The 25,163-nt window shown below is 45.3% G+C and carries 19 protein-coding genes; 13 read left to right on the forward strand and 6 right to left on the reverse strand.

What is annotated here, in order from left to right:
- Positions 1–3 precede the first annotated feature (3 nt).
- On the reverse strand, positions 4–933 hold the full coding sequence (locus FJQ87_RS07745) for a LysR family transcriptional regulator (protein ID WP_140932120.1): 930 nt from the start codon (positions 931–933) through the stop codon (positions 4–6).
- 157 nt (positions 934–1,090) lie between these two features.
- On the opposite strand from FJQ87_RS07745, the gene FJQ87_RS07750 reads away from it, so the two are divergent.
- The gene (locus FJQ87_RS07750) at positions 1,091–1,546 is read left to right on the forward strand and encodes a GNAT family N-acetyltransferase (RefSeq protein ID WP_240778869.1); all 456 of its coding nucleotides are present in this window, start codon (positions 1,091–1,093) and stop codon (positions 1,544–1,546) included.
- A 103-nt stretch (positions 1,547–1,649) separates the two neighbouring features.
- Here FJQ87_RS07750 and FJQ87_RS07755 read toward each other — a convergent pair whose 3' ends face one another.
- Positions 1,650–2,474: a DUF2797 domain-containing protein gene (locus tag FJQ87_RS07755; protein WP_140932122.1), complete on the reverse strand. Its 825-nt coding sequence runs from the start codon at positions 2,472–2,474 to the stop codon at positions 1,650–1,652.
- A gap of 77 nt (positions 2,475–2,551) precedes the next feature.
- A complete protein-coding gene (locus tag FJQ87_RS07760) occupies positions 2,552–3,046 on the reverse strand; it encodes an ACT domain-containing protein (protein ID WP_140932124.1) in 495 nt (164 codons plus the stop codon).
- Positions 3,047–3,221: 175 nt separating this feature from the next.
- Here FJQ87_RS07760 and FJQ87_RS07765 point away from each other — a divergent pair, with 175 nt between their 5' ends.
- The 8 genes from FJQ87_RS07765 to FJQ87_RS07805 all read left to right on the forward strand — a co-directional run bounded on the left by FJQ87_RS07765 (position 3,222) and on the right by FJQ87_RS07805 (position 13,203).
- Positions 3,222–5,450 (forward strand): ABC transporter permease subunit, encoded by a 2,229-nt coding sequence (locus FJQ87_RS07765; RefSeq protein WP_140934036.1) that lies wholly within the window; start codon positions 3,222–3,224, stop codon positions 5,448–5,450.
- Positions 5,451–5,497: 47 nt separating this feature from the next.
- A complete protein-coding gene (gene pstA / locus FJQ87_RS07770) occupies positions 5,498–7,150 on the forward strand; it encodes a phosphate ABC transporter permease PstA (RefSeq protein WP_140932126.1) in 1,653 nt (550 codons plus the stop codon).
- A gap of 64 nt (positions 7,151–7,214) precedes the next feature.
- Entirely contained in the window at positions 7,215–8,033 is an 819-nt protein-coding gene (gene pstB, locus FJQ87_RS07775) for a phosphate ABC transporter ATP-binding protein PstB (protein WP_140932128.1), read from the forward strand.
- Between the two features lie 60 nt (positions 8,034–8,093).
- Positions 8,094–8,804, forward strand: a complete 711-nt coding sequence (gene phoU / locus FJQ87_RS07780) for a phosphate signaling complex protein PhoU (RefSeq protein ID WP_140932130.1) — start codon at positions 8,094–8,096, stop codon at positions 8,802–8,804.
- A 110-nt stretch (positions 8,805–8,914) separates the two neighbouring features.
- A complete protein-coding gene (locus tag FJQ87_RS07785) occupies positions 8,915–9,265 on the forward strand; it encodes a YajD family HNH nuclease (protein ID WP_140932132.1) in 351 nt (116 codons plus the stop codon).
- 351 nt (positions 9,266–9,616) lie between these two features.
- A complete protein-coding gene (locus FJQ87_RS07795) occupies positions 9,617–10,783 on the forward strand; it encodes a chemotaxis protein (protein WP_140932136.1) in 1,167 nt (388 codons plus the stop codon).
- Positions 10,784–10,894: 111 nt separating this feature from the next.
- The gene (locus tag FJQ87_RS07800; RefSeq protein ID WP_140932138.1) at positions 10,895–12,220 is read left to right on the forward strand and encodes a methyltransferase; all 1,326 of its coding nucleotides are present in this window, start codon (positions 10,895–10,897) and stop codon (positions 12,218–12,220) included.
- A gap of 206 nt (positions 12,221–12,426) precedes the next feature.
- Positions 12,427–13,203, forward strand: coding sequence for a phosphatase PAP2 family protein (locus FJQ87_RS07805; RefSeq protein WP_140932140.1), 777 nt, complete (start codon positions 12,427–12,429; stop codon positions 13,201–13,203).
- Here the strand turns inward: FJQ87_RS07805 and FJQ87_RS07810 are convergent.
- Complete coding sequence (locus tag FJQ87_RS07810) at positions 13,148–13,660, reverse strand: GNAT family protein (protein ID WP_140932142.1); 513 nt, start codon at positions 13,658–13,660, stop codon at positions 13,148–13,150. The genes FJQ87_RS07805 and FJQ87_RS07810 overlap by 56 nt on opposite strands.
- A gap of 1,250 nt (positions 13,661–14,910) precedes the next feature.
- On the opposite strand from FJQ87_RS07810, the gene FJQ87_RS07815 reads away from it, so the two are divergent.
- Complete coding sequence (locus FJQ87_RS07815; RefSeq protein WP_140932144.1) at positions 14,911–18,273, forward strand: Ig-like domain-containing protein; 3,363 nt, start codon at positions 14,911–14,913, stop codon at positions 18,271–18,273.
- 455 nt (positions 18,274–18,728) lie between these two features.
- Positions 18,729–19,025 (forward strand): excalibur calcium-binding domain-containing protein, encoded by a 297-nt coding sequence (locus FJQ87_RS07820; RefSeq protein ID WP_140932146.1) that lies wholly within the window; start codon positions 18,729–18,731, stop codon positions 19,023–19,025.
- Between the two features lie 233 nt (positions 19,026–19,258).
- Here the strand turns inward: FJQ87_RS07820 and FJQ87_RS07825 are convergent, their stop codons facing one another.
- Together FJQ87_RS07825 and FJQ87_RS07830 are read right to left on the reverse strand one after the other, a co-directional pair.
- Positions 19,259–20,467: a NupC/NupG family nucleoside CNT transporter gene (locus tag FJQ87_RS07825; protein ID WP_140932148.1), complete on the reverse strand. Its 1,209-nt coding sequence runs from the start codon at positions 20,465–20,467 to the stop codon at positions 19,259–19,261.
- Between the two features lie 721 nt (positions 20,468–21,188).
- Complete coding sequence (locus FJQ87_RS07830) at positions 21,189–23,498, reverse strand: peptidase U32 family protein (RefSeq protein WP_140932149.1); 2,310 nt, start codon at positions 23,496–23,498, stop codon at positions 21,189–21,191.
- Between the two features lie 580 nt (positions 23,499–24,078).
- On the opposite strand from FJQ87_RS07830, the gene FJQ87_RS07835 reads away from it, so the two are divergent.
- Both FJQ87_RS07835 and FJQ87_RS07845 read left to right on the forward strand, forming a co-directional pair.
- Entirely contained in the window at positions 24,079–24,558 is a 480-nt protein-coding gene (locus tag FJQ87_RS07835) for a DUF1456 family protein (RefSeq protein ID WP_140932150.1), read from the forward strand.
- Positions 24,559–24,697: 139 nt separating this feature from the next.
- Positions 24,698–25,156 (forward strand): GNAT family N-acetyltransferase, encoded by a 459-nt coding sequence (locus FJQ87_RS07845; protein WP_140932151.1) that lies wholly within the window; start codon positions 24,698–24,700, stop codon positions 25,154–25,156.
- Positions 25,157–25,163 lie beyond the last annotated feature (7 nt).

Here is a 25,163-nt window from a genome sequence, read left to right on the forward strand (position 1 = left end):
GCGTTAAAGAGTTTCACTCAGCTCACTAATTAGCTGCTGTTGCAGCCACTTAATCGCAGGGTTGTTTAAGCTTTGCGGGTGCCAGACTAAACTAAAAGCGACCTTACCATAATCAAAGGGTAAGGTTTTTTGCACTAAGACTTTAGCCTGTAAGGCGCGGCTCGCCCAGACTTTAGAGCAAGTAAAAAGTAACTGACTGTGCTGACACATGGAGGCCGCGCTACCAAAATCCGCCACAGTTAATGCCATATCCCGCGGCCTAAATTGCTGCGCTAGCAGTAATTCAAAATAGGGCTGATTTAGCTCAGTATCATTAATGCCAATATGGCGAAAATTAAGATAATCCGCCGTGGTTATTGCATCAAGTTCCGCCAGCGGATGATTGGCGGCCATCAAACACACCATTTCATCTGTCATTAGTGGTTGCCATAATAAGTCATCATGACGGGTCGGCGGCTGACTTACATCGTGGGGTAAAATCACGACATCCACTAAGCCTTTGAGTAAGGCATCTATGCCGTACTGCTCTTTGGAGTACAAGGTCAATTGTGCCTGCGGGCAATGAGCCAATAAATGCTGACATAAGGCATTGGCAAATAACTCCACACTGCTTTCACGCATGGCAATGCGAAATGAACCTTGGAAGCTTGCGGGTTCAAAAGTTTGTTGCTGCAACAGACCTTGCATGCTGCTTAATACTGAGTGCAGGGCGGGGGCGAGTGTTAAGGCGATTGGGGTGGCGGTAAGCTTATTGCCTTCACGAAAAAACAGCTCATCGCCTAACAATAAGCGTAATTGCGCCAAGGTTTTACTGACAGTCGATGGGCTTAAACACAAGTTTTCAGCCGCTTTAGTGACGCTCATGGTTTGCAGTAACACTTGCAATACGGTCAAGTGTTTAAGGTTAATGCGTGAAAGTTGCAGCGTGTTCATGGGCAATCTAACTGACAAAAAATGCAGTATACCTAATCCCTTAGGGATTGGCTGTTATTCACTGGTATTAGCGCTATATTTGGCTGTTATAAGAGGCGAGTCTCACATGGTCGCCATTTCTTTGGGTGTTACTGTTAACTCAGCTAAGCGCAGGTGAATGATGACTATTACTATCCGTCGTGCCGTTTGCCAAGATATTAAGGCAATTGCGCCCTTGTTTGATGCTTATCGCCAATTTTATGAGTGCCCGCCGGATTTGGCCTTGGCCGAAGACTTTATTGGTAAGCGTTTAACGAGTGGCGAATCAGTGATTTTTGTTGCCAGCCAAGGGGATATATTACTTGGGTTCACTCAGTTGTATTGGAGTTTTTGTTCAGTCGAAGCCATTAAGATAGTTATCTTGTATGACTTGTTTGTGGCTGACAGTGGTCGTCAGCAAGGCATTGCTCGGCAGTTAATGCAAACTGCGTGTGATTACAGCTTTACGGCTGGCGCTGGGCGGGTGGATTTATTAACCGGTAAAACCAATGTCATAGGGCAAGCCTTATATGAGTCATTGGGTTTTTATCGCTCCTTGGATGATTTTTACGGTTACAGTTGCCATAAAAGCTAAGAGTCATTGTAAAAAAACGCTGCGGTTAATCGCAGCGCTTGTGTCTTAGCTCATTGGTACTCGGCCAAAGCCCCAAAGCCAAAAATAGCATTAGCCCATAGGCTTATTCAGAAACTGATACGTGCACGTCATAGCCAGTGTATTTACGGATATTGATGACGCCAGTATCAAACAATAAATACTGCCCCTTAATCCCCATTAATACGCCGCTGATTAACGGTTGCTTATCCGCGTTAAATGATTTTACTTTTGTTGGGAACACAGTCACTGGGAAATCAATGGCTTGAGTTGCTTGATGCAAGACTTCAATGCTATCTGGGCCTTGCTCTGCTAACAGAGATTGTAAGCGCGCTTCAATGTGCGGCAGTAACAATTTTGCCTGCGCGGCTAAATCTAAATCTTCAGCATTGCCCTTAAGCATGGCTTGCCAATGGGTCTTATCATTGACTAATTTTGCCAACTCCACTTCCACTAACCCAGATAATTGGCGGTTTGCGACTTTTAAAATCGGTAATCCTTGGGTGGCGCCTTGATCTAACCAGCGAGTCGGGATTTGGGTGTGGCGAGTAATGCCGACTTTTAACCCTGAGGTATTGGCCAAATAGACATAATGCGGGGTGTAGCAGTTTTTCTGGCCCCATTCAGGCTCGCGGCAAGTGCCTTGATCATAGTGACAAGTTTCGGGCTTCATAATACACATGTCGCAACTGGCCAGTTTTTGCATACAAGGATAACAATGGCCTTGCGCATAACTTTTTTTGGTCTTTTTACCGCAATGGCAACAGAAAATCTGACCGCTGAAATTCAAGGTCAACGTTTTGCCGATCACAGGGTTGAGGTGTAATGATTGATCTCCGACCGGCAAGTGGTACTGCACTCCATTGTCAGCATCGAGGTGAGTGCGCATCTTTACCAATGTGCCTTGCATATTTATTTCCTTGTCATAAAAAAAGCGCGAATTAACGCGCCATTGTATCAGGAATCGCTTGTGCAGGCTGGTAGGTTCTAATCGATTTTATCTATCACTACGTCGTCACCAAGTTGGTAAAGACTATCCATTAAGGCCTTGGCCTTAGTTTCAGACAGATTGGCAAGGCTCAACTGCGCCCTAAATAAGGGGACGCCTGTGTGTTCGGCATGATCCAGTTGGCTGGCGAAATATTCAATGTTAATATTTAGTGAGCTGATTATATTAGCAATATCTCTAACTAAACCGATTCTATCGTAGGCCACGATTTCCCAATTGACACTATGATTGACCTGAGTTTGCCCAAGCTTTTGATACTGTAGACTCAGACCATCGATACATTCGATATTTTCAATCAGAGCATCAATTTGATCTTCTGGAGCGGCAATCTGAATGATGGCGGCAAATATGCCATCGAGATGGATTAACTGCGAGTCGAGCCAAGTGCCATGGTGGCGGCTAATGTCGCTAGCGATGAGTTCAACCAGACCCGTTCTATCGGGAACTTGCAGCGTTAACAGATATCTTGCCATGGGAATGTCCTTATATTGTCTTAGTAACATGATTGTCATATTAGCGTCATATAATGGCGTCAATAAGGTTGTTGGCATTTGAGTCTAGTGATAACACATCACAGTTTTGGATCTCAATACTCGTACAAGCAATAAATAATAGAGGTACTAAATGGACAGCCATCCAAGTCCACTGATGAAACCCGCTAAAAACATCTTAAATAGCACTCGTGGTGCTAAGAGTCGTCTCATTAAAGATAAACTTACTGAGGCCAGCGTTACCTTAGGTGGCGTGTTAGTGTTTGTGGCGCTATTACTGATATTTTTCTATTTGCTGTATGTGATTAAGCCCATTTTTGATGGCGCGGATGTCAGTCTGCAAAAAAACATTCCCTATCAGTTAACGGATAACAAGAGTGTGCTGGTGGGGAGTGACGAGCAAAATGAAGTCTTGTTCCGCTTAGCCGATACTGGCCAAGTGGAGTTTTTCCGTGCGTTAGATGGCAGTGTGATTGAAACCACGACTCCGCCCCTGCCTGCCAATACCAAAATCACTAGCATAGCAGTATCAACTCCTGAGACTAAGCGCTTTGCATTAGGTTTAGATAATGGCCAAGTCGTGATTGGTCAGATTGATTTTGGTGTGAGTTATCCAGGCAATGTGCGTTTAGTCACGCCTAAGGTCAGATACCCGATAGCGCCAGTACAATTGATGACGGGTGAAAGCGTTAATCGTTTAGCGTTTGCTGCTAACTTAAAGAAAATGAGCTTTACCTATCAAGACGCTAAGCAGCAGTGGTGGCTAACGCGGGTGGTGGGTGAAGAAAACCGCATGACCGAAGAGGTGGAGTGGACGCAAACTAGCGTTGCGCTGCCAGAAACGCCTAAAAACGTGCAAGAAATGTTGATGACCCCAGATCAGCGCCAGTTATTCATGCATTCAGGTAACAAGCTATATATTTACGACATTCGCTACGAAGATGAAGTGAATTTATCTCAAGTCGTTGATTTAAAGCGTGCTAATCATAAGATCACCGATATTAACTTATTAGCCGGTGCCAGCTCAGTGCTGGTGGCTTATAGCGATGGCGTGATTAATCAATACTTCCAAGTATTAAGTCCTAAAGGGCGCTTATATGAGTGGATACGTGACTTTAGATTAGAGTCTGGCGTTACCCACATGGCCGCAGAATTTTATCGTAAGAGCTTTGTGGCGATAACTGATAAAGGTGAACTGTCACTGCTCTACACCACCAGTCAGCGGCAATTATTTGATGAGTATTATGACTTAGGTACAGTCAACAGCATGGGCTTTAGCCCGCGCTCAAATGCCTTAGTGGTGGATGCTAACAATAGACTGCACCTGTTTAAGGTTGAAAACTCACACCCTGAGGTTTCTTGGAGCTCGTTATGGAGCAAAGTCTGGTATGAAGGCTACCCTGAACCCAAATATGTGTGGCAATCGACCTCAGGCTCAGATGATTTTGAAGCCAAGTTAAGCTTAATGCCGCTAGTGTTCGGTACCATGAAAGCGGCCATGTACGCGCTATTATTTGCCATACCAATCGCCATCGGCGCGGCTGTGTATACCGCTTACTTTATGTCAGCCAAAGTGCGCGGCATAGTTAAGCCGACCATTGAAATCATGGAAGCCCTGCCCACAGTGATCTTAGGTTTCTTAGCAGGATTATGGCTCGCGCCTTTGATTGAACACAACCTGCCGGCGGTAGTGGCCTTAATTATCTTACTGCCGTTAAGCATGATTATCAGCGCCTTCTTATGGTTCTTAACCCCAGCCCAATTTAAAGAAGTGGTGCCTGATACTTATCGCGAGCTGTTATTGATACCGATTTTGGTGTTAGTGGCCTATGGCTGCTTTAGTCTAAGCCCATTGGTGGAGCTATGGCTGTTTAATGGTAATACTCGCATGTTTATTACCAATGATTTAGGTATCACCTTTGATCAACGTAACGCCTTAGTTGTCGGTATCGCCATGGGTTTTGCGGTTATCCCAACCATTTACTCGATTGCTGAAGATGCGATTTTCTCGGTGCCACGCCATTTATCTAACGGCTCATTAGCCTTAGGGGCTACTCAATGGCAAACCTTAACGCGGGTGGTGTTATTAACCGCAAGTCCAGGCATATTTTCGGCGGTAATGATGGGCTTAGGTCGCGCTGTGGGGGAAACCATGATTGTACTTATGGCCACAGGTAATACCCCAATTATGGAGTGGAGCGTGCTTGAAGGTATGCGCAGCTTATCGGCCAACATTGCGGTAGAAATGCCAGAATCGGCCATAGGCAGTACTCATTACCGGGTATTGTTCTTAGCTGCTTTCGTATTGTTTATATTCACCTTTTTCTTCAACACTATTGCAGAATTGGTGCGCCAGCGCTTACGTGAACGTTATAGCTCACTGTAATCGCCAATAACTTAAATTGATTAAAATAATGATTAGCGGGAGTCACAATGGGTAACTGGTTTAAATCCGGCTCACCTTGGATTTGGATGACAGGTGGGGCAGTTAGCTTAAGCCTAATTTCTGTGCTGGGATTGCTGTTATTAATATCATGGCGCGGCTTAAGTTTCTTTTGGCCGACCACAGTATACGAATGGCAATTGCAAGATAGCCAAGGCAATAGCTCAAGTTTAATCGGCCAAATTTATGACCAAGAGCAAGTGCCAAGCGAGCGCTTAATCGCCTCAGGTTATGAGTTTGCGACGCCGCCAGATGAGTTTATTACGCGCTATTTAATTAAAACCGGTAACCGTGAAATCGTAGGTTTAGATTTTCGCTGGGTACTGGCAACTGACATAGTTAGCCGCTCTGAGCCAAAAGATATTGCGATTTTTGAGCGCGCTAAAAATGGTAATTTTTATGGCTATCCACAGTCGGTGTTAGTGGATGGTGAAGCGCTAACCACCTCTAACTTAGCGTTAAGCCTAAATGAGCATGTGGGCAGAGCCCTTGAGTTAGGTGAGCAAGCACTTACGCTGCAAAAGCGTGATATTGGCGCCATTAACCATGAACTTGAGCGTTTACGCTTAAAGCAACGTAAATTGCAGCTTGATGGTGAGTTAACGGACGCCGCTAAGCTTGAAATTCAAGCGCAAATCGATGTGCTTAATAGCGATTATCTGGTGTTAGAGCAAACCTTGTTTGATTATCGCAAGCAAGCTGAGCGTGATAGCGTGGTGGTTAAAGATATGCGCGGTCAAGACGTGCGCTTAAACCTAAGCCAAGTGCTCGCTATCTCTTACCCTAACGATTTACATTTTGGCCAAAAGGTCACCCATTGGCTAAGTGCTATGGCAGGCTTTGTGGTGGATGACCCGCGTGAAGCCAATACCGAGGGCGGGGTATTCCCAGCCATATTCGGTACCGTATTCATGGTGATGTTAATGGCCGTGATAGTGACGCCATTTGGGGTTATCGCTGCCGTGTTCTTGCACGAGTATGCCAAAAAAGGCCCTATCACTAAGATGATCCGCATTGCCGTGATTAACTTAGCCGGCGTGCCTTCGATTGTGTACGGTGTGTTTGGTTTAGGCTTCTTTGTATACATGATGGGCGGCTCTATCGACCAACTGTTTTACCCTGAAGCATTGCCAGCGCCGACCTTTGGCTCCCCTGGCGTACTATGGTCAGCATTAACCTTGGCCATTTTGACTTTGCCTGTGGTTATCGTCTCCACCGAAGAAGGCTTATCGCGCATTCCAAGTGCAGTGCGCCAAGGCAGCTTAGCCTTAGGGGCAACCAAAGCTGAGACCTTGTGGCGGATTGTTATTCCTATGGCAAGCCCAGCCATTATGACAGGTTTGATTTTAGCGGTAGCCCGCGCGGCCGGTGAAGTAGCACCGTTAATGCTGGTGGGCGTGGTGAAATTAGCCCCGACCTTACCGTTAGATTGGAACTTCCCATTCGTGCATTTAGATAGAAAGTTTATGCACTTAGGTTTCCATATTTATGATGTGGGCTTCCAAAGCCCCAATGTCGAAGCGGCGCGGCCATTAGTGTATGCCACCTCATTCTTATTAGTGGGGGTGATTATGGCCTTGAACATTACCGCCATTGGCATACGTAACCATCTTCGTGAAAAATATCGCTCATTAGAGCATTAATTTTGCAGCATTAATTTGGCATTAGTTTGGTTTTAGTTTGCTACTGAGCACTAGGAATAAAAACATGATTGCACTTGATACCAGTACTATGAGTACCAACAGCTTAGATGTCGCCAATTTACCTGCGGCCGATATTGCCCTAGAAATTGTTAATTTAGGGCTCAAGTACGGCAATAAGCCGGCGTTAATTGATGTGTCGATGAAAATACCTAAATCTAAAGTCACCGCCTTTATTGGCCCGAGTGGCTGCGGTAAGTCGACCTTGTTGCGCTGCATTAACCGCATGAATGATTTGGTCGATAACTGCCATATCACAGGTAAAATTAACCTTAATGGCCAAAATATCTATGATAAAGGGGTGGACGTGGCTGCGCTGCGCCGCAACGTGGGCATGGTGTTCCAACGCCCGAATCCATTTCCAAAATCAATTTATGAGAACGTGGTGTACGGTTTAAGACTGCAAGGCATAAATAATCGCCGCGATTTAGATGAAGCGTGTGAGCGTTCGCTTCGCGGCGCAGCCTTGTGGGAAGAAGTAAAAGACAGATTGCACGAAAACGCCTTTGGGTTATCGGGCGGTCAACAGCAGCGTCTGGTGATAGCGCGCGCCATTGCCATTGAACCTGAAGTGTTATTGCTCGATGAGCCAACCTCGGCCCTTGACCCAATTTCAACCTTGACCATTGAAGAGCTGATTTCAGATCTTAAAAATCAATTCACTGTGGTGATAGTGACCCATAACATGCAGCAAGCGGCGCGGGTGTCAGATCAAACCGCCTTTATGTATATGGGTGATTTGGTGGAATACGGCGATACCAATACCTTATTTACCACGCCAAAACTGAAAAAGACTGAAGACTACATCACAGGACGATACGGTTAATCGAGGCAATTCTTGGGTGGGTTCGGTAAATCACGTAAACTAGCGCAAAGGATAGTGACAATGGAAGATATGAATCTTAATAAACATATTTCTGGTCAGTTTAATGCTGAACTAGATGATATTCGCCATCGGGTACTGACCATGGGCGGTATGGTTGAGCGCCAGTTAGAGTTAGCACTCGATGCCTTAGCCACCATCAATGTGGAATTAGCTCAGCAAGTGATTGAAGGCGATCGCCGCATTAATGGCATGGAAGTGGACATAGATAGTCAGTGCACTCGCATCATAGCTAAGCGCCAACCTGCAGCCAGTGATTTACGCCTGATTATTGCCATTTCTAAAACCATTACTGATCTAGAGCGTATTGGTGATGCTTGTGTGCGGATTGCCAAAGCGGCCTTAGAAAAGCGCACTAATAATCAGCAGCCATTACTGGTAAGCATTGAAAACATGGGCCGCCATGCCACGCGCACCTTACATCAAACTTTAGATGCGCTGGCGCGTATGGACGCTGAAGCCGCCCTTGAAATTCATAAGAGCGATGCCAAGCTTGACGCTGAATATGAAAGCATCATTCGCCAGCTCATGACCTATATGATGGAAGATCCGCGCTCCATTCCTGGCGTATTAGATGTATTGTGGGCTGCCCGCGCTGTTGAGCGTGTTGGCGATCGCTGTAAAAACATCTGTGAATACGTGATTTACTACGTCAAAGGCAAAGATGTTCGTCATACTTCTTATGAAGATATGGAAAAAGACCTCAAGAACTAGGGCAAGCGCGCTATTTCTACAAAAAGTCGCCACTTGGCGGCTTTTTTTGTTTTATCAAAGGGCAACAAAAGTGGAATAATAGTGGTAATTAATGACGTTGAGATAACCCCATGACCATGAGCAAACTAGATAAAGTATTAGCCGAGCAACGCGCTTACCAAGCTAACCGCGAGCAAGGCTACCGTGAAAAGGCATTAAAACTTTACCCTTGGGTATGTGGTCGTTGCTCACGGGATTTTACCCATAAGAATTTACGCGAATTGACTGTGCATCATAGAGATCACAATCATGATAACAATCCCTCAGATGGTTCTAACTGGGAACTCTTGTGCTTATATTGCCACGATAATGAGCATTCACGCTTTGAAGAGTTAGTGCAGTTTGGCGGTACCTCTGAAGGTAAGCAAGCGGCGGCGACCTTTAACCCGTTCGCAGATTTAAAAGCCATGATGAAGAAGTAATATCAGGCGCTAAGTGATGGCATAAGCAAATGCTTAACTTATGTCATCACTCGCGTATTGCCGCACTATCAATTTCCGATAAAGCTCTGTTTGCGCCTTGGCAGCTCAGCCATAATAGCGTGCTTATCCTCATCACTTAACAGTCGCCACTGACTAATTTCGTCGATAGTGCGCGCGCACCCGCGGCAAAAGCCATCACTATTTAACCCACATAAACTAATACAGGGCGTTAACGCAGATTGAACATGGGGTTGATTAGGCTCACGCATTGAGGGATTTAATGAACTTTAGGTGGGTAGATAATGCTAAAATTAGCATTATTTTTCAATCTACTTCTTTATGAAGGTTGTAATGAACAGATATAAACAAGGGCTGTTAACTTGCCTACTAATGAGCGTCTTAAGTGGTTGCTCTTTGCTTGAAGTTAAGCTTGAAAGTGGCATTCAGCCATTACCGCAAGAGCAGCTCAGCATGCGAGTATTTACTCGTGAATACAGCAGCACTTTTTTTGCTGGGGTTGAGCAAACCGCGGACTTTATCGCGCTGCAAACCCATGATGATGCCGCTGCCCAATTATTGATGAAAAGTAATAGCTTACTTTGGAAAATCAATGCTGAACAAACCATGGGAAACAGTATTTTTCAGGTGTCGCCAGTCGCTGCCATGATAGATACTTGGGCCTTTAGTGCCCAAATGGTGCAGTTTTTTGAGTCTGACAAAGGTCAGACCGTATTTGGTGAGCACACCCATCTTGCGGCGGCGACCAGTAAGCAGTTATTGCAAGATTATGAAAAGCGCATGCGCGGTTTAATGAATGCTGGCGCCTTTAGTGATAATCAGGCGTTTATCAAACAATACGTGAGCGAAAAACCGCTGTTTGATCTGCAATTTAGTCGCACCTCGGCCTTTACCGACTGGCTAAGCTATAAAAAAATCGGTGAATTTGATGCTGTGACTACTTTTGGCAGCGTGCCCGAAGTAATGACAGATATGTCAGATAGAATGGCGATGTTGGCAGCGCAGACCCCGAAAATCCTCGGCTGGAAAGCGGAGTTTTTTGCCCTGCATAGCAATATCAATAGTGAAGAGCTGCAGCAAACCTTAACTAGCATTAGTGATACTTCGGCTAAGTTCCAAGTGTTAATGGCGCAAAGCCCTGAATTGATGGGGCAATTAGCCATTGATTTACGCACTGAGTTAACGCCGCTGTTAGATAAGCTTGATGCCAGCGCGGCTAAAAATTTGGCGCAATTATCGGTTGAGCGCCAAGCATTAGAAGTCATGGTTGCCCGTGAGCGTGTAGCCTTAGAGACTATGGTGACTCGCGAGCGAGAAGCCGTAGCGCAAAATGTTGATACCTTAGTGCAGCGCACCTTAGAGCAAGCCTTTGCTGAAGTGAGCGGCCTAATTAAAAGCCTGATCTTATACATAATTCTGTTCTTGCTGGTGGTGTTCTTTGCGCCGCTTGGGCTTGGAGTATGGTTAGGTAAGCGTATGGCAACTAAAAAAGCGAGCTAATTTGCTGCGCCGCCTAAGCACACTTTGGGCGGCGTTTTGATATAGCTGAGTGTGGTGTTGGCAGTGTTGCTACTGTTTTGTACTGTTTTGTGATGTTAGCGGAGTTGTTACTTGTTACTTTCTGATCAGGCCGAAGTGTTAGCGCGGCAATTAACCTTGTTAACTGAGGCGCGGCCGTTATGGCAACTCGCCACCTTTGAACAAAGCTATTTGCCGTGGGCGAGTGATTTCCCAAAGCTTGCAAGTCTAGTCTCAACCCTTGATTTAGCTGAGATAGATAGGCTGGATAGTCAGCAATCTGAGCTAGTTTCAACCTTGTATCCAGCATTAGCCCAAGACTTAGCGGTTTTAGGGTTTGACTGGCAAGCATCGGAGTTAATCTATGGGTTAGCCTCAGAGCCATACTCAATCTCAGACTCAAATCGCAAGCATGTAGACTCAGATCACAAGCCTGTAGACACGGCAGACAAGAGTGATGCTGAACTGCCGCCAATGGATGATGCCCCTTGGCTTAGCCATTTTAGTGCCCACATCAAAGGGCGCAAATGGCAGCAAATCACAGGTTTCACTAAGGCGTTAGCCATCAATGCTAATGACAATGTGCTCGAATGGTGCGCTGGTAAAGGCCACTTAGGCCGCCTTATCGCTAAGCAATATGACGCCACAGTAACAAGTGTCGAGTGGCAAGCGGATTTATGTGAGCAAGGGCGCGACTTTGCCAGTCAGTGGCAATTAAACCAATCCTTTGTTTGTGGCGATGCCTTTGCGGCGCAAAGCCACATTTTCATGGGCAAACAGCAAGCCATAGCCTTACATGCCTGCGGCGATTTACATGTGAGCCTAATGCAGCAAGGCGTGACTCATGGTATTCAACAGCTTGCTATCGCCCCTTGTTGTTATCACTTAATTCGCAGCCAGCACTATCAAGGCTTGAGCAGCACTTGGCAGCAGCAAGCGTTAATCTTATCTAAGCGCGATTTGCAGCTGGCATTAGCACAAAGCAGCTTAGCGAGCCCGCGAGACAAAGAGCTGCGCGACCAAGAGATGTGTTGGCGCTTAGGCTTTGATAGCTTGCAGCGCTATGTGCGCGGTGAAAATAGTTATTTGCCGGTGCCTGCCATCAAACGCAGCCAACTCAGTGCTAGCTTTAACCGTTTTTGTGAATGGGCCATGGCGCAAAAAGGCTTGAACTTTGATGCCAGCATAGAGACTCAAGCATGGCTTGCTATCGGCCAACAGCGTTTATTGCTAGTGCGTCGTCTTGATCTCGTGTCGCACTTGTTTCGGCAATTACTCGAACACGCCTTACTGCTAGATAGAGTCGCATTTTTACAGCAACACGGTTATCAGGTGAGTTTGCAACCATTTTGCCCAAGCTCAGTCACCCCCAGAAATGCCCTGATCTTAGCAAGGCTCACAGTTAAGCACTCGGCATAAGCTGGGCGAGTTGGCATTGGGCTCGTTTACATTTGACGAGCTCAATTGAAGAGCAAACTTAAGCAAAACTATGTCAAAGCAATTAAGCCAATAACACTTAAGCCCTTAAAGCGTAAATTCACAAAAAATGAAACAGGCTTAATTAGCCTAAACTTAGCTCCATTCGTATTATCCTCACCCATTAGCATTAATGCCTAGGATGCCCCTTGAAACGCTTGTTATCTCGCCCATTGACCAAAGTACAAAGTTTGTTAATTCATTCTCACTCTCGTCGGCCAGCCAGTCTATGGTCAGATATCTTTTGTTATGTGCTGCTGCCAAGCATCTTTTTTTTGAGTTTGGGTTATGCCATTGAAGTGAGCCATGTGGATTTAGTGATTGCCGAGAGCTTATACCGTTATCAAGGCGGTCCTGAATTTGGCGGCTGGACCCTGCGATCTAGCTTTTTGGAAGAGGGCATATTGCATAAGGGCATGCATCATCTGGTGGTGGTGCTGGCACTTTCTTTACTTGCTGCATTTGTCATTAGTCTTAAGCGTCAGCCATGGCAAGAGTATCGCGCGCCGCTCTTGTATCTTATTGTCTGTTTTGCCGTGACTACCTTAATAATCGCCGCCTTAAAAAAGTTCACTCACGTGAATTGCCCTTGGGATTTAGTCGCGTTTGGCGGCACGCAGCCCTTTGTTCCAACCTTTAGTGCGCTGCCAACAGGCGTTACCCCTGGGCGCTGTTTCCCCGGTGGGCACGCCAGCGGCGGTTATGGCTGGTTGGGCTTATATTTTGTGGCGTTAGTCTATTGGCCAAGATGGCGTTACTTAGCGCTGGCGGCGGTATTAGTCTGTGGCGGCTTAATGGATATAGGCCAGCAACTGCGCGGCGCCCATTTTATGAGTCACGGTTTTTGGTCATTGGCCATCAGTTGGTGGGTCAGTAGCTTGTTGTATTTATTGATGCTGCGCCGTTATCGAGTGCGCCGCGCTTAGTCACCATCACTTGCTCACCATTGCAATCAAGCTCGCCATTGAGTTCAAAGCCTAGACTTTGATAAAGCTTAATGGCGCCATGGTTATGGCTATAGACACTCAAATAAATATTGTCACACTGATAAAAGTCATAAAGATAATCAAGCATTAAGCTTGCAAAGGCGCGGCCGTAACCCTGACCTTGAAACTGTGCGCCGATAAAATAGCGATCAAACCACACCCTAGGGCCATAGTCCTCATCAAATAAGCCATACATAGCAAAACCTATCACTTGGCTATCTATGCTTAAGGCGGCTGGCACATAACGCTTATCTTGCTGCGCTTCTGCTAAGCATTCATCCACTGATTCTACAAACCCAGCTTGTTCGGGCGCTAAGCTTAACTGTGCTAATGCCTGTAAGCGCAGAGGGGTGATGGGATTAATACTTAAATCGGCGCGCTGATAATAAATGCTCATGGAAATAGTGACCTGAATAAAAAACGCGCCGAGTGTAGCGTTTATTAGGCGCTAACACCATGTGGTTTTTGCTATTGCAGCCATAACCTTTAGCTCAAACCTGTATGCTAAATAAAGGTATTCATCATTATTAGTTAATAGGAGATAAAATGATCGATTAAACTGATCTTATTGGTTCGCTAGCGAATAAATCACTGCCGTTGGCATAGCTAATTATTAATGGGTGTTGTCAAATTGTTGGTTTTGGCTATGGATGATTTAAGCGTTAATGGCATGGCGCGGCTAGGTGAATCACTAATAGTATTTTGGCTATTTATATTAAGGCCGTGCTTTTTACTTAAGCTATCACTGATTTATGCTTTAGCTGTGAATAGGCGCGGCGCTTGTTTAGCGAGTGTTTAGTTTTTTGTCATTCTGGCATAGCCAGGTAGAGGAATAATTTAAATGGTGCTAGCGCTAAAATAAGTGAATAATTAACAGCGATAATATTTCGAACGGATGGCTTTGATATTTGAGTAACAATAGTTATCTGCACTATTTTATCAATATTTACCATTGCGGTTGTACGGCTCGTCAATTAATTGGCGCGACAACTGTTAGTTGTGGTTATTTTGTTGTTGCCGCCAATTATCTGACAAATAGGCTATGGATTAAGTAATTATTGCTTCGCATTAGCTTGCTGCTGGCAACGGCTGCTTATTGCAGCAGATTTGTGGTGGCTTGATTTTCAGTTTGTTTTTTTGTTTAAAATTAATCAGCTATTGACTGAGCTTGAGGTCAGTAAGCAAAGCTTGCAAATGGATTTATATAATGGCTTGGATATTGAACCCCCTTGGTTGTTAATCTGCTTAATAGCATAACGCTGTATTTGTACTCCATGGAGCGGTTATTTAAAAGACGCTATCAAAGTAGTCGTCAGTGGCGTTATATAAGAGGCTTGATTAAGCTACCTAAATAGTGATAAAGCTAAGCTTACATTTATGTAAGTATTTTATTGTCGCTTGAATTTATTGGTGAAATCGATTACCTTGCCGTTTTGTAGTGGCAAGCGTTATGTATTTTACCGCTGCATTGCAATGGACGCTCTGACTTATTTCAAAGGATGCTTTGATTTATCTTAATGGATGATTAGGTATATCTGAGTGTAATGAAATGCTTTTCTCAAAAATAATCTGTCAATATTCGGTCATTAAAAACATTAAACGGCTATTGATACGAGTGTTATCAAATCGTATAAGAAGAAGTCAAATTTGAAGAAGTTAAATAGAATTACTTTATCCATATTATCGACCGCTATGCTGAGCAGTTGTTTATATGCATCGGACGCCAGTGCCAATTCAGGTGTTATCTCTTTTGTTCCCGGTGAAACCAAGGTGAATAACGGTGATATGGTTATTTATAATGGCCAGTGTTTTGTTGCTAAAAATAATCCAGGTGTGTGGGAATCACCAAATGGAAGTTCATGGTTTTGGGATGTGGCTGTATGTTCTGGAGAGCCAGAGCCAGAGCCAGAGCCAGAGCCAGAGCCAGAGCCAGAGCCAGAGCCAGAGCCAGGTCCAAATCCAGGTGATGTGATCCCTTTTATCGAAGGTGAGACTCAAGTTAGCAATGGCGATATGGTGTCTTTTGGTAATCAGTGCTTTATTGCCAAAAACAACCCCGGCGTATGGGAAACACCAAAAGCCGATTCATGGTTTTGGGATGTCGCTGAATGTAGCAGCGAGCCGGGTGAGCCAGATGTGACTAAGTTAGCCATAGTTTCGCCAACGGCTGGTCAATCAGTTAACCTCAGTGAAGCTGTTGCCATTAGCGCTCGCGTTGAAGGTAAGTTGGCTGCAAAAGTTGAGTTTTGGGTCAATAGCCAAAAGCTGGCGGAGCAAGCCATTGTTGCCAACAAGCCGTTGTACTCCCATAACTGGACACCTGCTGAGGCCGGCAGCGCCGTTATCAATGTGTTTGTTTTTGATAAAAACAATCAAAAAATTGAGCAGCAAGCTGTCACAGTGACTGTGAAAGAAGATGATAATTTCACTGCGCCAGTGGTGAGCTTTATCACTCCAACCAATGGTGCAACCTTTGGTGAAGCAGCCACTGTTGCGATTAGCGTTAATGCGTCAGATGTTGATGATGATTTAACTAAGGTCGTTATTCAGGCCAACAATCAGCAAATTTGTTCATTTGATGCAAGCTCTGTTGCCCCATTTAGCTGTGAGTGGCAAGCCACTTACACAGGCCCAGTGACACTTAAGGCGATAGCCACCGATGCTGAGAAGCTGTCAACGTCAGTCAGTGTCAATATCACCATAGAGCAAGACGTGGTAGAGCCACCTGTGACTCCGCCTGTGACACCACCTGGCAGCTTATGCGCCGACTTTAAGGTCTATCCAGATTGGACCCAAGGCGATCATGCCACCGGTGGCGACATCATGGTTCATAGTAACATCGCCTATTCAGCGATTTACTGGACTAAGTCAGTACCAGGCAGCGACAGCTCTTGGGCATTGCACTTAAATTGTGATGGCTCTGAGCCGGGTACTGCGCCCCTGTTATCGCTGCAAAACCCAATGGATCCAGTGCGTTTGGAAGTTGCAGGCTGGCCAAATACCTTAGTGGTAGCAAGCCCGTCTACAGCAGCGCCAAAGACGCAAACCATTGCCCTTGCGAGCACCCAAGAATTGCAAGACGCTAACGCGTTAACCCAAGCCTTTGTGCGAGTGATGGAGCAAGCAGAAACTGCGGGCGCATCAACGATTATCCTGCGCAGCGATGTGTTAGATAATGCCACCAAAGATAAAGGTGAATCCGTAGGCGTTGTGGCAGTTAAAGCCGCGTTAATCAGTGCTATGGATGCTACTGGCAGCCGAATCGACATTGATGCCATTAATGGTTTGAGCGACGATGTTAAAGGTTGGGCGCAGGCGCATAACCTGATCGTTTCAACGCTGGCACCTGATGCGAGCTTTGCATGGTCATTAGCCATTGGTGATTTTGCTTACGCGACTCATTCTGGTCGTCAGTCAGTGTGGGATAAAGCCTCTGTTTATAGCAGCGATGTGTTAGATAGCTTTGAGCTTTATAAAGCCGATTCAGCCACTAAAGCTGACTTTGTAGCCTTCAGTAAATCAAGTGACACCACTGCCTTGTCAAGCGAGCAGTGGCACAATGCCCTTGAGTACGTGAAGCAAGTGACTGACTTTGTGAAGACTCCGGCTATGCTGGCAAACATGCCTACAGCACAAGCCGCGGATTACTTCATGGGTCATGCTGGCGCTAAGTCGCAGCTGCGTAAAGCCGCTTACAGCAACGTGTTTGCCGTCATCTTTGCTGATGATTCTGCGACCTTAACTAGCAAAATCGAAGCTTATCAAGACACTAAAGTTCCGCTCTACTATGTAGGTGCTGACTTAGAGAATGGCTCATTAACTCGTATTGAAGCACTTAACCAAGAATTGGCCAATGCTGAAAATGCGATGAACAATTCAGCCTTCCTCTACGAAACCCCGGAATCACAGTGGGAACCGTCAACGGTTTACAAGTGGACTGATTTCCTTGATGGCTTAAATGCCATGCACAACATAGGCGTTGCTGGTAACAAGTTCTGGTTAATGCACGATGGTGTGGATGATGCGACTAACATCAAATACGCTAAAGTTGCCATTGCAGCCTTCCTTGCGCAAAGTATGCAAGAGACTATTCGTTACAATGCTTGTGACGAGAACAACTGGTCTGAAATGAAATACGGCGCGCCGGCAGATTACCCAATGTCAGCCAGTTGTGGTCAGTTAGGTCAAAAGTATGCTGATTATGGTACTAACCCGACTACCGGTTTAGATCATGCTTACTCTTGCCCACGTGATAACAAGATGGAAGTGAGTGCTCTGACCCACGCTAAGTGGTACGGCGCCCCTGCGCCAGTATTCGCTGCGCCAAATTCAGTATTGGCCGAGCGCGGTTTACTGGTTAATGGCAGCGTAGGTCGTTGGACTAATAGTGGTCACTGTAACGATATTCCAGAGTCAGTAGACACTTCTAAGCAAGTGTGGGAACGCGATGATTGTAAGACTTATGTCGGTCAAAAAGCGGGTACTTTCATTTGGGACGGTAGTAGCCAAGAAAGCGTTGAAGGTTGTGGTTGGTGGGGCCGTGGTGTTATTCAAACCACAGGTCGTCAAAACTTCGGTACCCTTAACCATTACTTAGGTCGCTCGCATGTTGACCCAGCCACTATTGGTCAAACTATAGATGGTGTCGTGGTTGATGCGCCGCCAGCTAACCCTTTGTATGCTGAACTGGATTTCTGTTCTAACCCTGGGCTGATTTGTAGCTCTGAAGAAAACAAAGAAATTAAGTGGATTGCTGGTTTGTTCTACTGGGTTACCTCAGTGCAAGGTTATGCTGATGAAGGTCAATACAGTGACTGGAACTACTACAACGAAATTAAGAAATACGTTGATAGCGGCATGAAAGGCTCACAATTCATTGATGATGTATCAGGTATTGTTAACCGTGGTTGCCCTGATCTAACTTGTAGCAGTGGCGAAGTGCATAACGTTAAAGAGCGTCGCGCTAACTTCAAGTTAGTGTTAGAAACCTTTGGTCTGAGCCCGCAGTAATTTGCTGCCAGCTAGCCTTCAGGTAACACGGTTGTAAATAACCGCCAAGCTAAATCCAAACCAAAACCCTGCTTTTAAGCAGGGTTTTTTATTCAAACTTTTTGCCTTTTAGCCTCAGCGTTTAAGGGGCAGGGTGCAGTGTTATAAGTATATTTAAAGGCCAAGAGTATCAATATGCTTGTATGAGTCATAGAGTATCTGCCCGCCATTAATACCAGCCTGAGCTTATCGACTGCGCCGCCATAATCGCTCATGCCAGAAGATACTCATGCGTTATCAAGCATTAGCTAGTTAGGGGGAAGTTTGTTAGCTTATGCCACGACTGAAACAGTTAACGTATTAATTACAATGCCGAGGTGTTAGCCATGAGGTGACTGCTTTGGTGACGTTTATTGGGCTATCCCAGTCGTCTGGGCAATTGCCTTGAGGATATTTTTGAATAAGGATGTTATTGGATGAAAAAGATTTTAATTCTGGGACTGATTGCTTTTGGCTTGTGGAACCATTTTGATAAGGATTCGGAAGCTACCCCAATAGAGCCATTGAATATGCATGTGCCGGAAATCAGTGCGTTACCAACTCGTGTGATATCTAGCAGTGTTAGCTCTCATACTTTCAGTTGTGATGGACGGCAATATTGCACTCAAATGAATTCTCGAGCAGAAGCTGAATATTTTGTTCGCAATTGCCCAAACACCAAAATGGATGGTGATGATGATGGCATTCCTTGTGAGCGAGATTCACGTTGGTAAGTTGTTGCCCTCGTTTTCCTCGATTTAATAGGTTACTTAGTAGTGACTGCTTATTGGCATTAATCGCTTGAGAGTTGCTTTTGCGCTGCCTAAAAGGTCAGCTCATAAAACTCAGTCCGTAAAAAGTGACCCATAAACAAAAAAAGCGCTAACTAGAGACTAGTTAGCGCTTTTTAATTTATGGGTCACTCTGGTTTTCAGCGGCTTATAACCGCACTACCGTTGACGCTGGCTTACAGATTAAAGAATAATCCGGCTAAGGCGGCGCTCATAAGGTTAGCTAATGTCGCGGCTAATACGGCTTTTATGCCTAAGCCTGCGATTTCACCGCGGCGCTCTGGCGCTAAAATACCAATGGAGCCAATTTGAATCGCAATCGAGCAGAAGTTAGCAAAGCCGCACAAGGCAAAGGCCATAACTACTTGAGTCTGCACTGTTAATTCGCTGCGAATTTCAGTGAAGTTGAGATAAGCCACAAACTCATTTAATACCAGCTTTTGACCAATCAACGAGCCCGCTAACTGCATATCTGTGCTTGGCACGCCAATCAAGAAGGCGATAGGGGCAAACACATACCCTAAAATGCTTTGCATGCTCAGTTGCTGCCAACCGACCAGTTCTCCTAAGTATTCAAGGCCAGCATTCGTCATGGCAATCACACTGATAAATGCCATCAATACAGTACCAATAGCCACAGCCACTTTAGTGCCACTCATGGCGCCAGAAGCCAGAGCATCAATAGCGTTGCTGTGTTCACTCTTGTCTAAGTCAATATCGCTTTGCTCAATTTGTACCTTAGTTTCAGGTACCAGCATTTTCGCCATTAAGATACTGCCAGGCGCGGCCATAAAGCTCGCGGCAATTAAGTACTTAAGCTCAATGCCAAGGGCAGCGTAACCACCAATTACAGAGCCTGCTACCGATGCCATGCCGCAAGTCATGATGGTAAATAACTCTGAGCGAGTCATGTGCGGTAAAAATGGACGGATAAGTAACGGCGTTTCACCTTGCGATAAAAAGATGTTGCCTGTGGCCGCTAACGATTCAGCCTTGCTGGTGCCCAGCAGTTTTTGAATCGCGCCGCCGATGATTTTAATTAACCACTGGATCACGCCTAAATAGTACAAGAGCGAAATCAAGGAGCTGATAAAAATCACTAATGGCAATACGCGAAAGGCGAAGATAAAACCGTTATAAGGCATGTCACCAAATAAGAAGCGAATACCTTCATCGGCGAAACTTAAGATATGGGCAACGCCATTACTGACACTGACTAAGGCACGCTCGCCAGCAGGGATATACAGGGCAATGGCGGCAAACAGGGTTTGTAAGCCTAACGCGGCTAGGATGGTGCGCCAATTAATGCGCTCGCGCTGTTCAGATAACAACCAAGCGATAAAAATAAGACACGCAATGCCAAACAGGCTTAAGAGGAGTTGCATAACACTTTCCCAATGGGTTAGTCGATGCTCAATACTGCGGATAGACGCTATGCCGCAATTGCCCAGTCATTACTGAGCGAGAACATCAAAGTAACAAGCTAATAGAATATGCCGGTCCAGTTCCTTGGGGTCATTCACATCCAGATGACAACTTGTTAAGGAGAGATAAACTTACCCCCAGACTTATAGGTTAGGCGCGCTGCGCGACTAACAGGCTAAGGTTGGATGTATCAATCCGCGGGCGAGTCTAACAGGGCGACCCGTGTGAACAAGGGTTAATCTGCTTGAATTTGCTAATGTAGATCTTGCTCACATTTGGCTTGTGCTCAATGTGCGCTAGGTAGTGTTGCGGCTGGGGGTTGTTAAACGAGTACTCAAGCTATCGCTGTGAACCGAGCCAGTTAGCCCAACATTCACTGTAATCTTGGGCAACTCATGCAGTACTAATCGAGTGCCAAGCCAGTGCTGGTTGAATGTTAGCCAATATTGGTTGGCCAGTATTCGTTAAGTACTAGCCTAGAACTAAGCCACTCACTTAGGGGTTACCGCGCCAGAGTGGTATCAAAGCGCTGCTATCAAAGCTTTAGTATCAAAGGAGTGGCGTCAATGGCGTGACATTAGGCGCGCACGTTAAGCGCAGCGCCATAATTTTTAGGCTTGGGTTATTTAGGCCTGAGTTATTCAGTCTGAGTTATTCAGGCTTGGGATATTTAGACTGGTGCTATAAGCCATTGTGGTATTGTTGGTCGGTTGAGTGAGGCACCATGCTGGCTAAAAGCTCTGAGGCAGCCTCTTGGCCGCTGAGCAATGCTTCAAACTGTTTAATCAAGGCGACCTTATCAGGGGGGGGGTTACCACCGGCGCCTATGTCAGTTAAATCAATCATAAAGCCATCAAACAAATCGCTGAGATCAGCAATGATGTCGGTATTTAAAAATTGGTCTTGGTTATAAATGCTTGGGTATCCAGCCTTTTGCTTATCAATGGCAAATGAATCGCCTTTAAGGTTTTTAATGGTGGTCGATTTATCACACGACAACATACAGCCATTATCAATCCGTGGTTTTTCACAGCCGACACTTTGCTGGAAAAAGCATTGGCGGCTCGCCATCAGCAAAATAGGGTGATAAATGCTGTAGAGCATTTTGAAATTCTTTGGCCGCGCTATGTGGCGAATTTGCTGCTTACTTATTTCATTAGAAATAAACGCGCCGCGACAGTTGAAATGCTGTTGCAGTGACTGCAATACATAAGAGTTAGTGGTATTAAGCAGTGGGCCGGCAATCCAATGAATGCCAAGGCGTTCGGCATGATAAGCAATGCCAGTGTTATTTGTCACAATCCACTGCGGTTTAACCTGCTCTAAAATAGTCAGCGCAACGTCAAAGTCTTTACCGATTAATACCGCCGGGAACCACGGAATAAGGCGCGGATTTTGCTGCAAGAAATCCACATATTGAGTGCAACCACGCTTATAGGCATCGGGCAGCTTAAAATAGATATCGCTATTGGTGACATCCGCAAGCGCGGCATCAGCAGGGTCGCAAATCAGCAGTGAAAGCCGCGGCGCTTGCCCGCTAGGCTTAGGATGATGCTCAAGCTTAGGCAAAGTAACCTCAGCAATGGTCGCTATACCCTCATTTAAGTAAGCTAATAATTCATTTTTAAGCTGAGTAATTTCACGATAAGGGATGGTTAAGCCAGCGTTTAATTGCGCCGTATCTAGCATCACTAATTCATAGTTGGCGTTGGCAATGCTTTTAAAACGTTTTTCTATGGCCGCTGTCATCGCATCGCCATCATCGGCGTTTAACGGTGCAGTGGCTTGCAGTAAGCTGCGCGAAGTTAACACTATGGTTTGCGCAGCCACGCTGTGATTCATTAGATTATCGCTTGGCTCTGTGGTCACAGTTAAGGTGAGCGGCTTGCCAACCACACTGGTAAATTGCAGTGACAGCTTGATTTTTTCTATGCTTAAGTGAGCGATTTTAGCACTTACAGAATGATTGATTTGCTGTTTGTCTTCACGTACTTGCTGTGTGGTATCAAAAATCTGCACCACAGAAATCGTATCCCCCGGAGTGGCGCGCAGCTTACCGATAAAGTGATGCTCAGAATGATCGCGTGGATTATCAATAAACATGGATTGGTTTAAATCACCGCGCAAAAAGGCATTGGTAAAGTCACGATTAAATACTTGGTATAATCGTTCACCATCTTGGGTGAGCTCGCCGGTGGCAATAAAGCCGTCAATTTGCTTACGAAAACTGTCGATGACAGTGTGAACATAGCCCGCGCCTTTAATGCGTCCTTCCACTTTAAACGAATATACGCCGGCATTAATCAGGGCCGGTAAATCAAAAAACGCCGAGTTGTCTTTAATATTGAGCGGAAAATTATGGCCAGATTCAGTGGTTTCATATTCCTCGCGGCACGCTTGACTGCAACGACCACGGTTGCCCGAGTTACCCGCAGACGCCGACGTTGAATAACATAAGCCAGAAAATGCAATACACAGCGAGCCATGAACAAACACTTCAAGCAGCATGTCATGGGTTTGTGCCACCTTAGCCAGCGCCGTAATTTCGCGTAAGTTAAGCTCGCGCGATAAATTAACTCGGCTGGTGCCAAGCTGTTTAAGAAAGGGAATTTGGCCAGCATTATGGGTGGTGAGCTGGGTTGAAGCATGTACATCCAGTGTCGGGAAATATTGACGCAGCACATACAATAAGCCGAGATCTTGCACTATCACGCCATCGAGCGTGGTGTTAACTAAGCGATTAAGCAATTTAACTAGGCTTTTAAACTCATGCTCTAATATCACAATGTTAAGCGTTAAGAAGATGCGGCAATCATATTGGTGAGCGAGGCGGATAGCCCCAACCAGTTGATCGAAAGAAATATTAGCCGCACGATTACGAGCATTAAAGGTATCTAAACCGCAATAAACGGCGTTAGCGCCAGCAATAATCGCAGCTTTAATGGCATCAATATCGCCGCCGGGGGCTAGTAATTCAATCTTTTGCTTCATCACGTCACAAGGTCTCAGTCAACTGTAAGGGCCGAATGGTACCCGCATCTGTTGCTGATGAATATGTTTGCGGGCAATTTATCCGTGGCCGTCGTGAGCTGAAGTGGCGGCTTAAGGTCAACTAAAGGGCAAGCTAATTTAGTTAAATCAGTAAAATCAGGTGATTAGCTGTTATTTAGAATGGTCTGGACTTGACCTGTCAATATTCAAATCACTATGCCTTCACTAGCATCAACCCAATTCTGCCCACAATCTTGTTAGCACTCGTCGAGTGAATCGAAACCTCGGAGTGAGTTACCAGGCAACATCTCATTTATTTACCTAATACTCGGCTCACATCAAGGACTAGCTATGTATGGGAATGCCGTCGGATGTAGACTTAGGTGCTGTGAGTATTGATAAACTCAGTCGTTTGCGCATTGTTACTTGTCTCATGAGCTAAACGCGCAGCCATACTAAAACGTGACGATTGCCCGTGAATTGGCACAATGGGTAGGGCGCAAGCAGCAAGTCTGCTAAAATCCGAGCCTTCCAGTAATCACCTCGATAGCACTGGATTTACCTAAGACTAGGAACTATTTTGACCAATAATGATGTTTTATGCCGCGTAAGCCAAACCTTCAATCTGAATGAACTGGCAATTTCCCAAATATTTTCTTTAGCAGACTTTGCTGTAGTCGATGGACAAGTCTCTAGCTGGCTGAAAAATAAAGAAGATGATTCTTTTGTTGAACTTAGCGATAGAGAGCTAGCTTTATTTCTGAATGGCTTCATCGATTTTAAGCGTGGTAAACGTGATGGTGATGAACCTCGAGCGGTAGAGAAAATAAGCAATAATGTTGTGTTTCAAAAATTACGTATTGCTGCGAACTTGAAAGCTGAAGACATTCTGGAGATTCTGCAACGTGCAGACTGTAGTTTAAGCAAGCATGAACTGAATGCATTTTTCCGTAAGCCAGATAACAAGCATTACAGAGAGTGTAAAGACCAAGTTCTTAAAAGTTTCCTGCTAGGCCTTGAGCGTCAGTTGCATCAAAGTGGTGATAAATCAGAATCATAACTAATGCCTTGTTGGGGCTGTCAACGCGTGGCGTTTTCAGTCCCAATGAACTGCTATGGTTCATGTGGTTGCGATTGAGTTTAGTGGTATGCGTTGCCTGCCCCTTAGGCGGGCGTTATGGCTTGAAAGGTAAATATGGATGAAGTTTGATTTTCGCTTGGGAACGATAGCTGAAGTGTTAGAGGTGGATGCGCAAATACCTGAATTTGATGGCAGAACAACTGCAAATAAATTAATGGCTACATTAACAGCTAAAGCGCACTTAATTCTCATCGCAAGTCACAATGACAAGCCAATGGCATACAAAATTGGTTATGAGATTTCTGATATTGAGTTCTATAGCTGGCTTGGCGGCGTTGCGCCAAATTATAGAAAACAAGGGGTTGCCACTAAGCTTCGCGAGCAACAAGAATTATGGGCGCTTAATCACGGATATAGTGCCATTAGTGTAAAGTCGATGAACCAGTATCAAGCTATGTTGCAGTTGCTCATTGCTAGTGGTTATCAAATATCAGGTTACCAAGATAATGGTAGCCCTGAGAATAGTAAAATTAAGTTTATCAAGCAGTTAAGTAAAACCATCAATGAGAATGCTTGAGGCGTTT

The sequence above is a fragment of the Shewanella sp. SNU WT4 genome, assembly GCF_006494715.1.
GTDB lineage: Bacteria > Pseudomonadota > Gammaproteobacteria > Enterobacterales > Shewanellaceae > Shewanella.

Bases quoted from the DNA above. Each gene is read 5' to 3' on its own strand.
- FJQ87_RS07830 (WP_140932149.1), bottom strand. From the start codon at position 23,498: ATGAAGCAAAAGATTGAATTACTAGCCCCCGGCGGCGATATTGATGCC.
- FJQ87_RS07760 (WP_140932124.1), bottom strand. From the start codon at position 3,046: ATGGCAAGATATCTGTTAACGCTGCAAGTTCCCGATAGAACGGGTCTG.
- FJQ87_RS07785 (WP_140932132.1), top strand. From the start codon at position 8,915: ATGACCATGAGCAAACTAGATAAAGTATTAGCCGAGCAACGCGCTTAC.
- FJQ87_RS07820 (WP_140932146.1), top strand. From the start codon at position 18,729: ATGAAAAAGATTTTAATTCTGGGACTGATTGCTTTTGGCTTGTGGAAC.
- FJQ87_RS07745 (WP_140932120.1), bottom strand. From the start codon at position 933: ATGAACACGCTGCAACTTTCACGCATTAACCTTAAACACTTGACCGTA.
- FJQ87_RS07845 (WP_140932151.1), top strand. From the start codon at position 24,698: ATGAAGTTTGATTTTCGCTTGGGAACGATAGCTGAAGTGTTAGAGGTG.
- FJQ87_RS07755 (WP_140932122.1), bottom strand. From the start codon at position 2,474: ATGCAAGGCACATTGGTAAAGATGCGCACTCACCTCGATGCTGACAAT.
- phoU (WP_140932130.1), top strand. From the start codon at position 8,094: ATGGAAGATATGAATCTTAATAAACATATTTCTGGTCAGTTTAATGCT.
- FJQ87_RS07795 (WP_140932136.1), top strand. From the start codon at position 9,617: ATGAACAGATATAAACAAGGGCTGTTAACTTGCCTACTAATGAGCGTC.
- FJQ87_RS07750 (WP_240778869.1), top strand. From the start codon at position 1,091: ATGATGACTATTACTATCCGTCGTGCCGTTTGCCAAGATATTAAGGCA.
- FJQ87_RS07765 (WP_140934036.1), top strand. From the start codon at position 3,222: ATGAAACCCGCTAAAAACATCTTAAATAGCACTCGTGGTGCTAAGAGT.
- FJQ87_RS07825 (WP_140932148.1), bottom strand. From the start codon at position 20,467: ATGCAACTCCTCTTAAGCCTGTTTGGCATTGCGTGTCTTATTTTTATC.
- pstA (WP_140932126.1), top strand. From the start codon at position 5,498: ATGGGTAACTGGTTTAAATCCGGCTCACCTTGGATTTGGATGACAGGT.
- pstB (WP_140932128.1), top strand. From the start codon at position 7,215: ATGATTGCACTTGATACCAGTACTATGAGTACCAACAGCTTAGATGTC.
- FJQ87_RS07810 (WP_140932142.1), bottom strand. From the start codon at position 13,660: ATGAGCATTTATTATCAGCGCGCCGATTTAAGTATTAATCCCATCACC.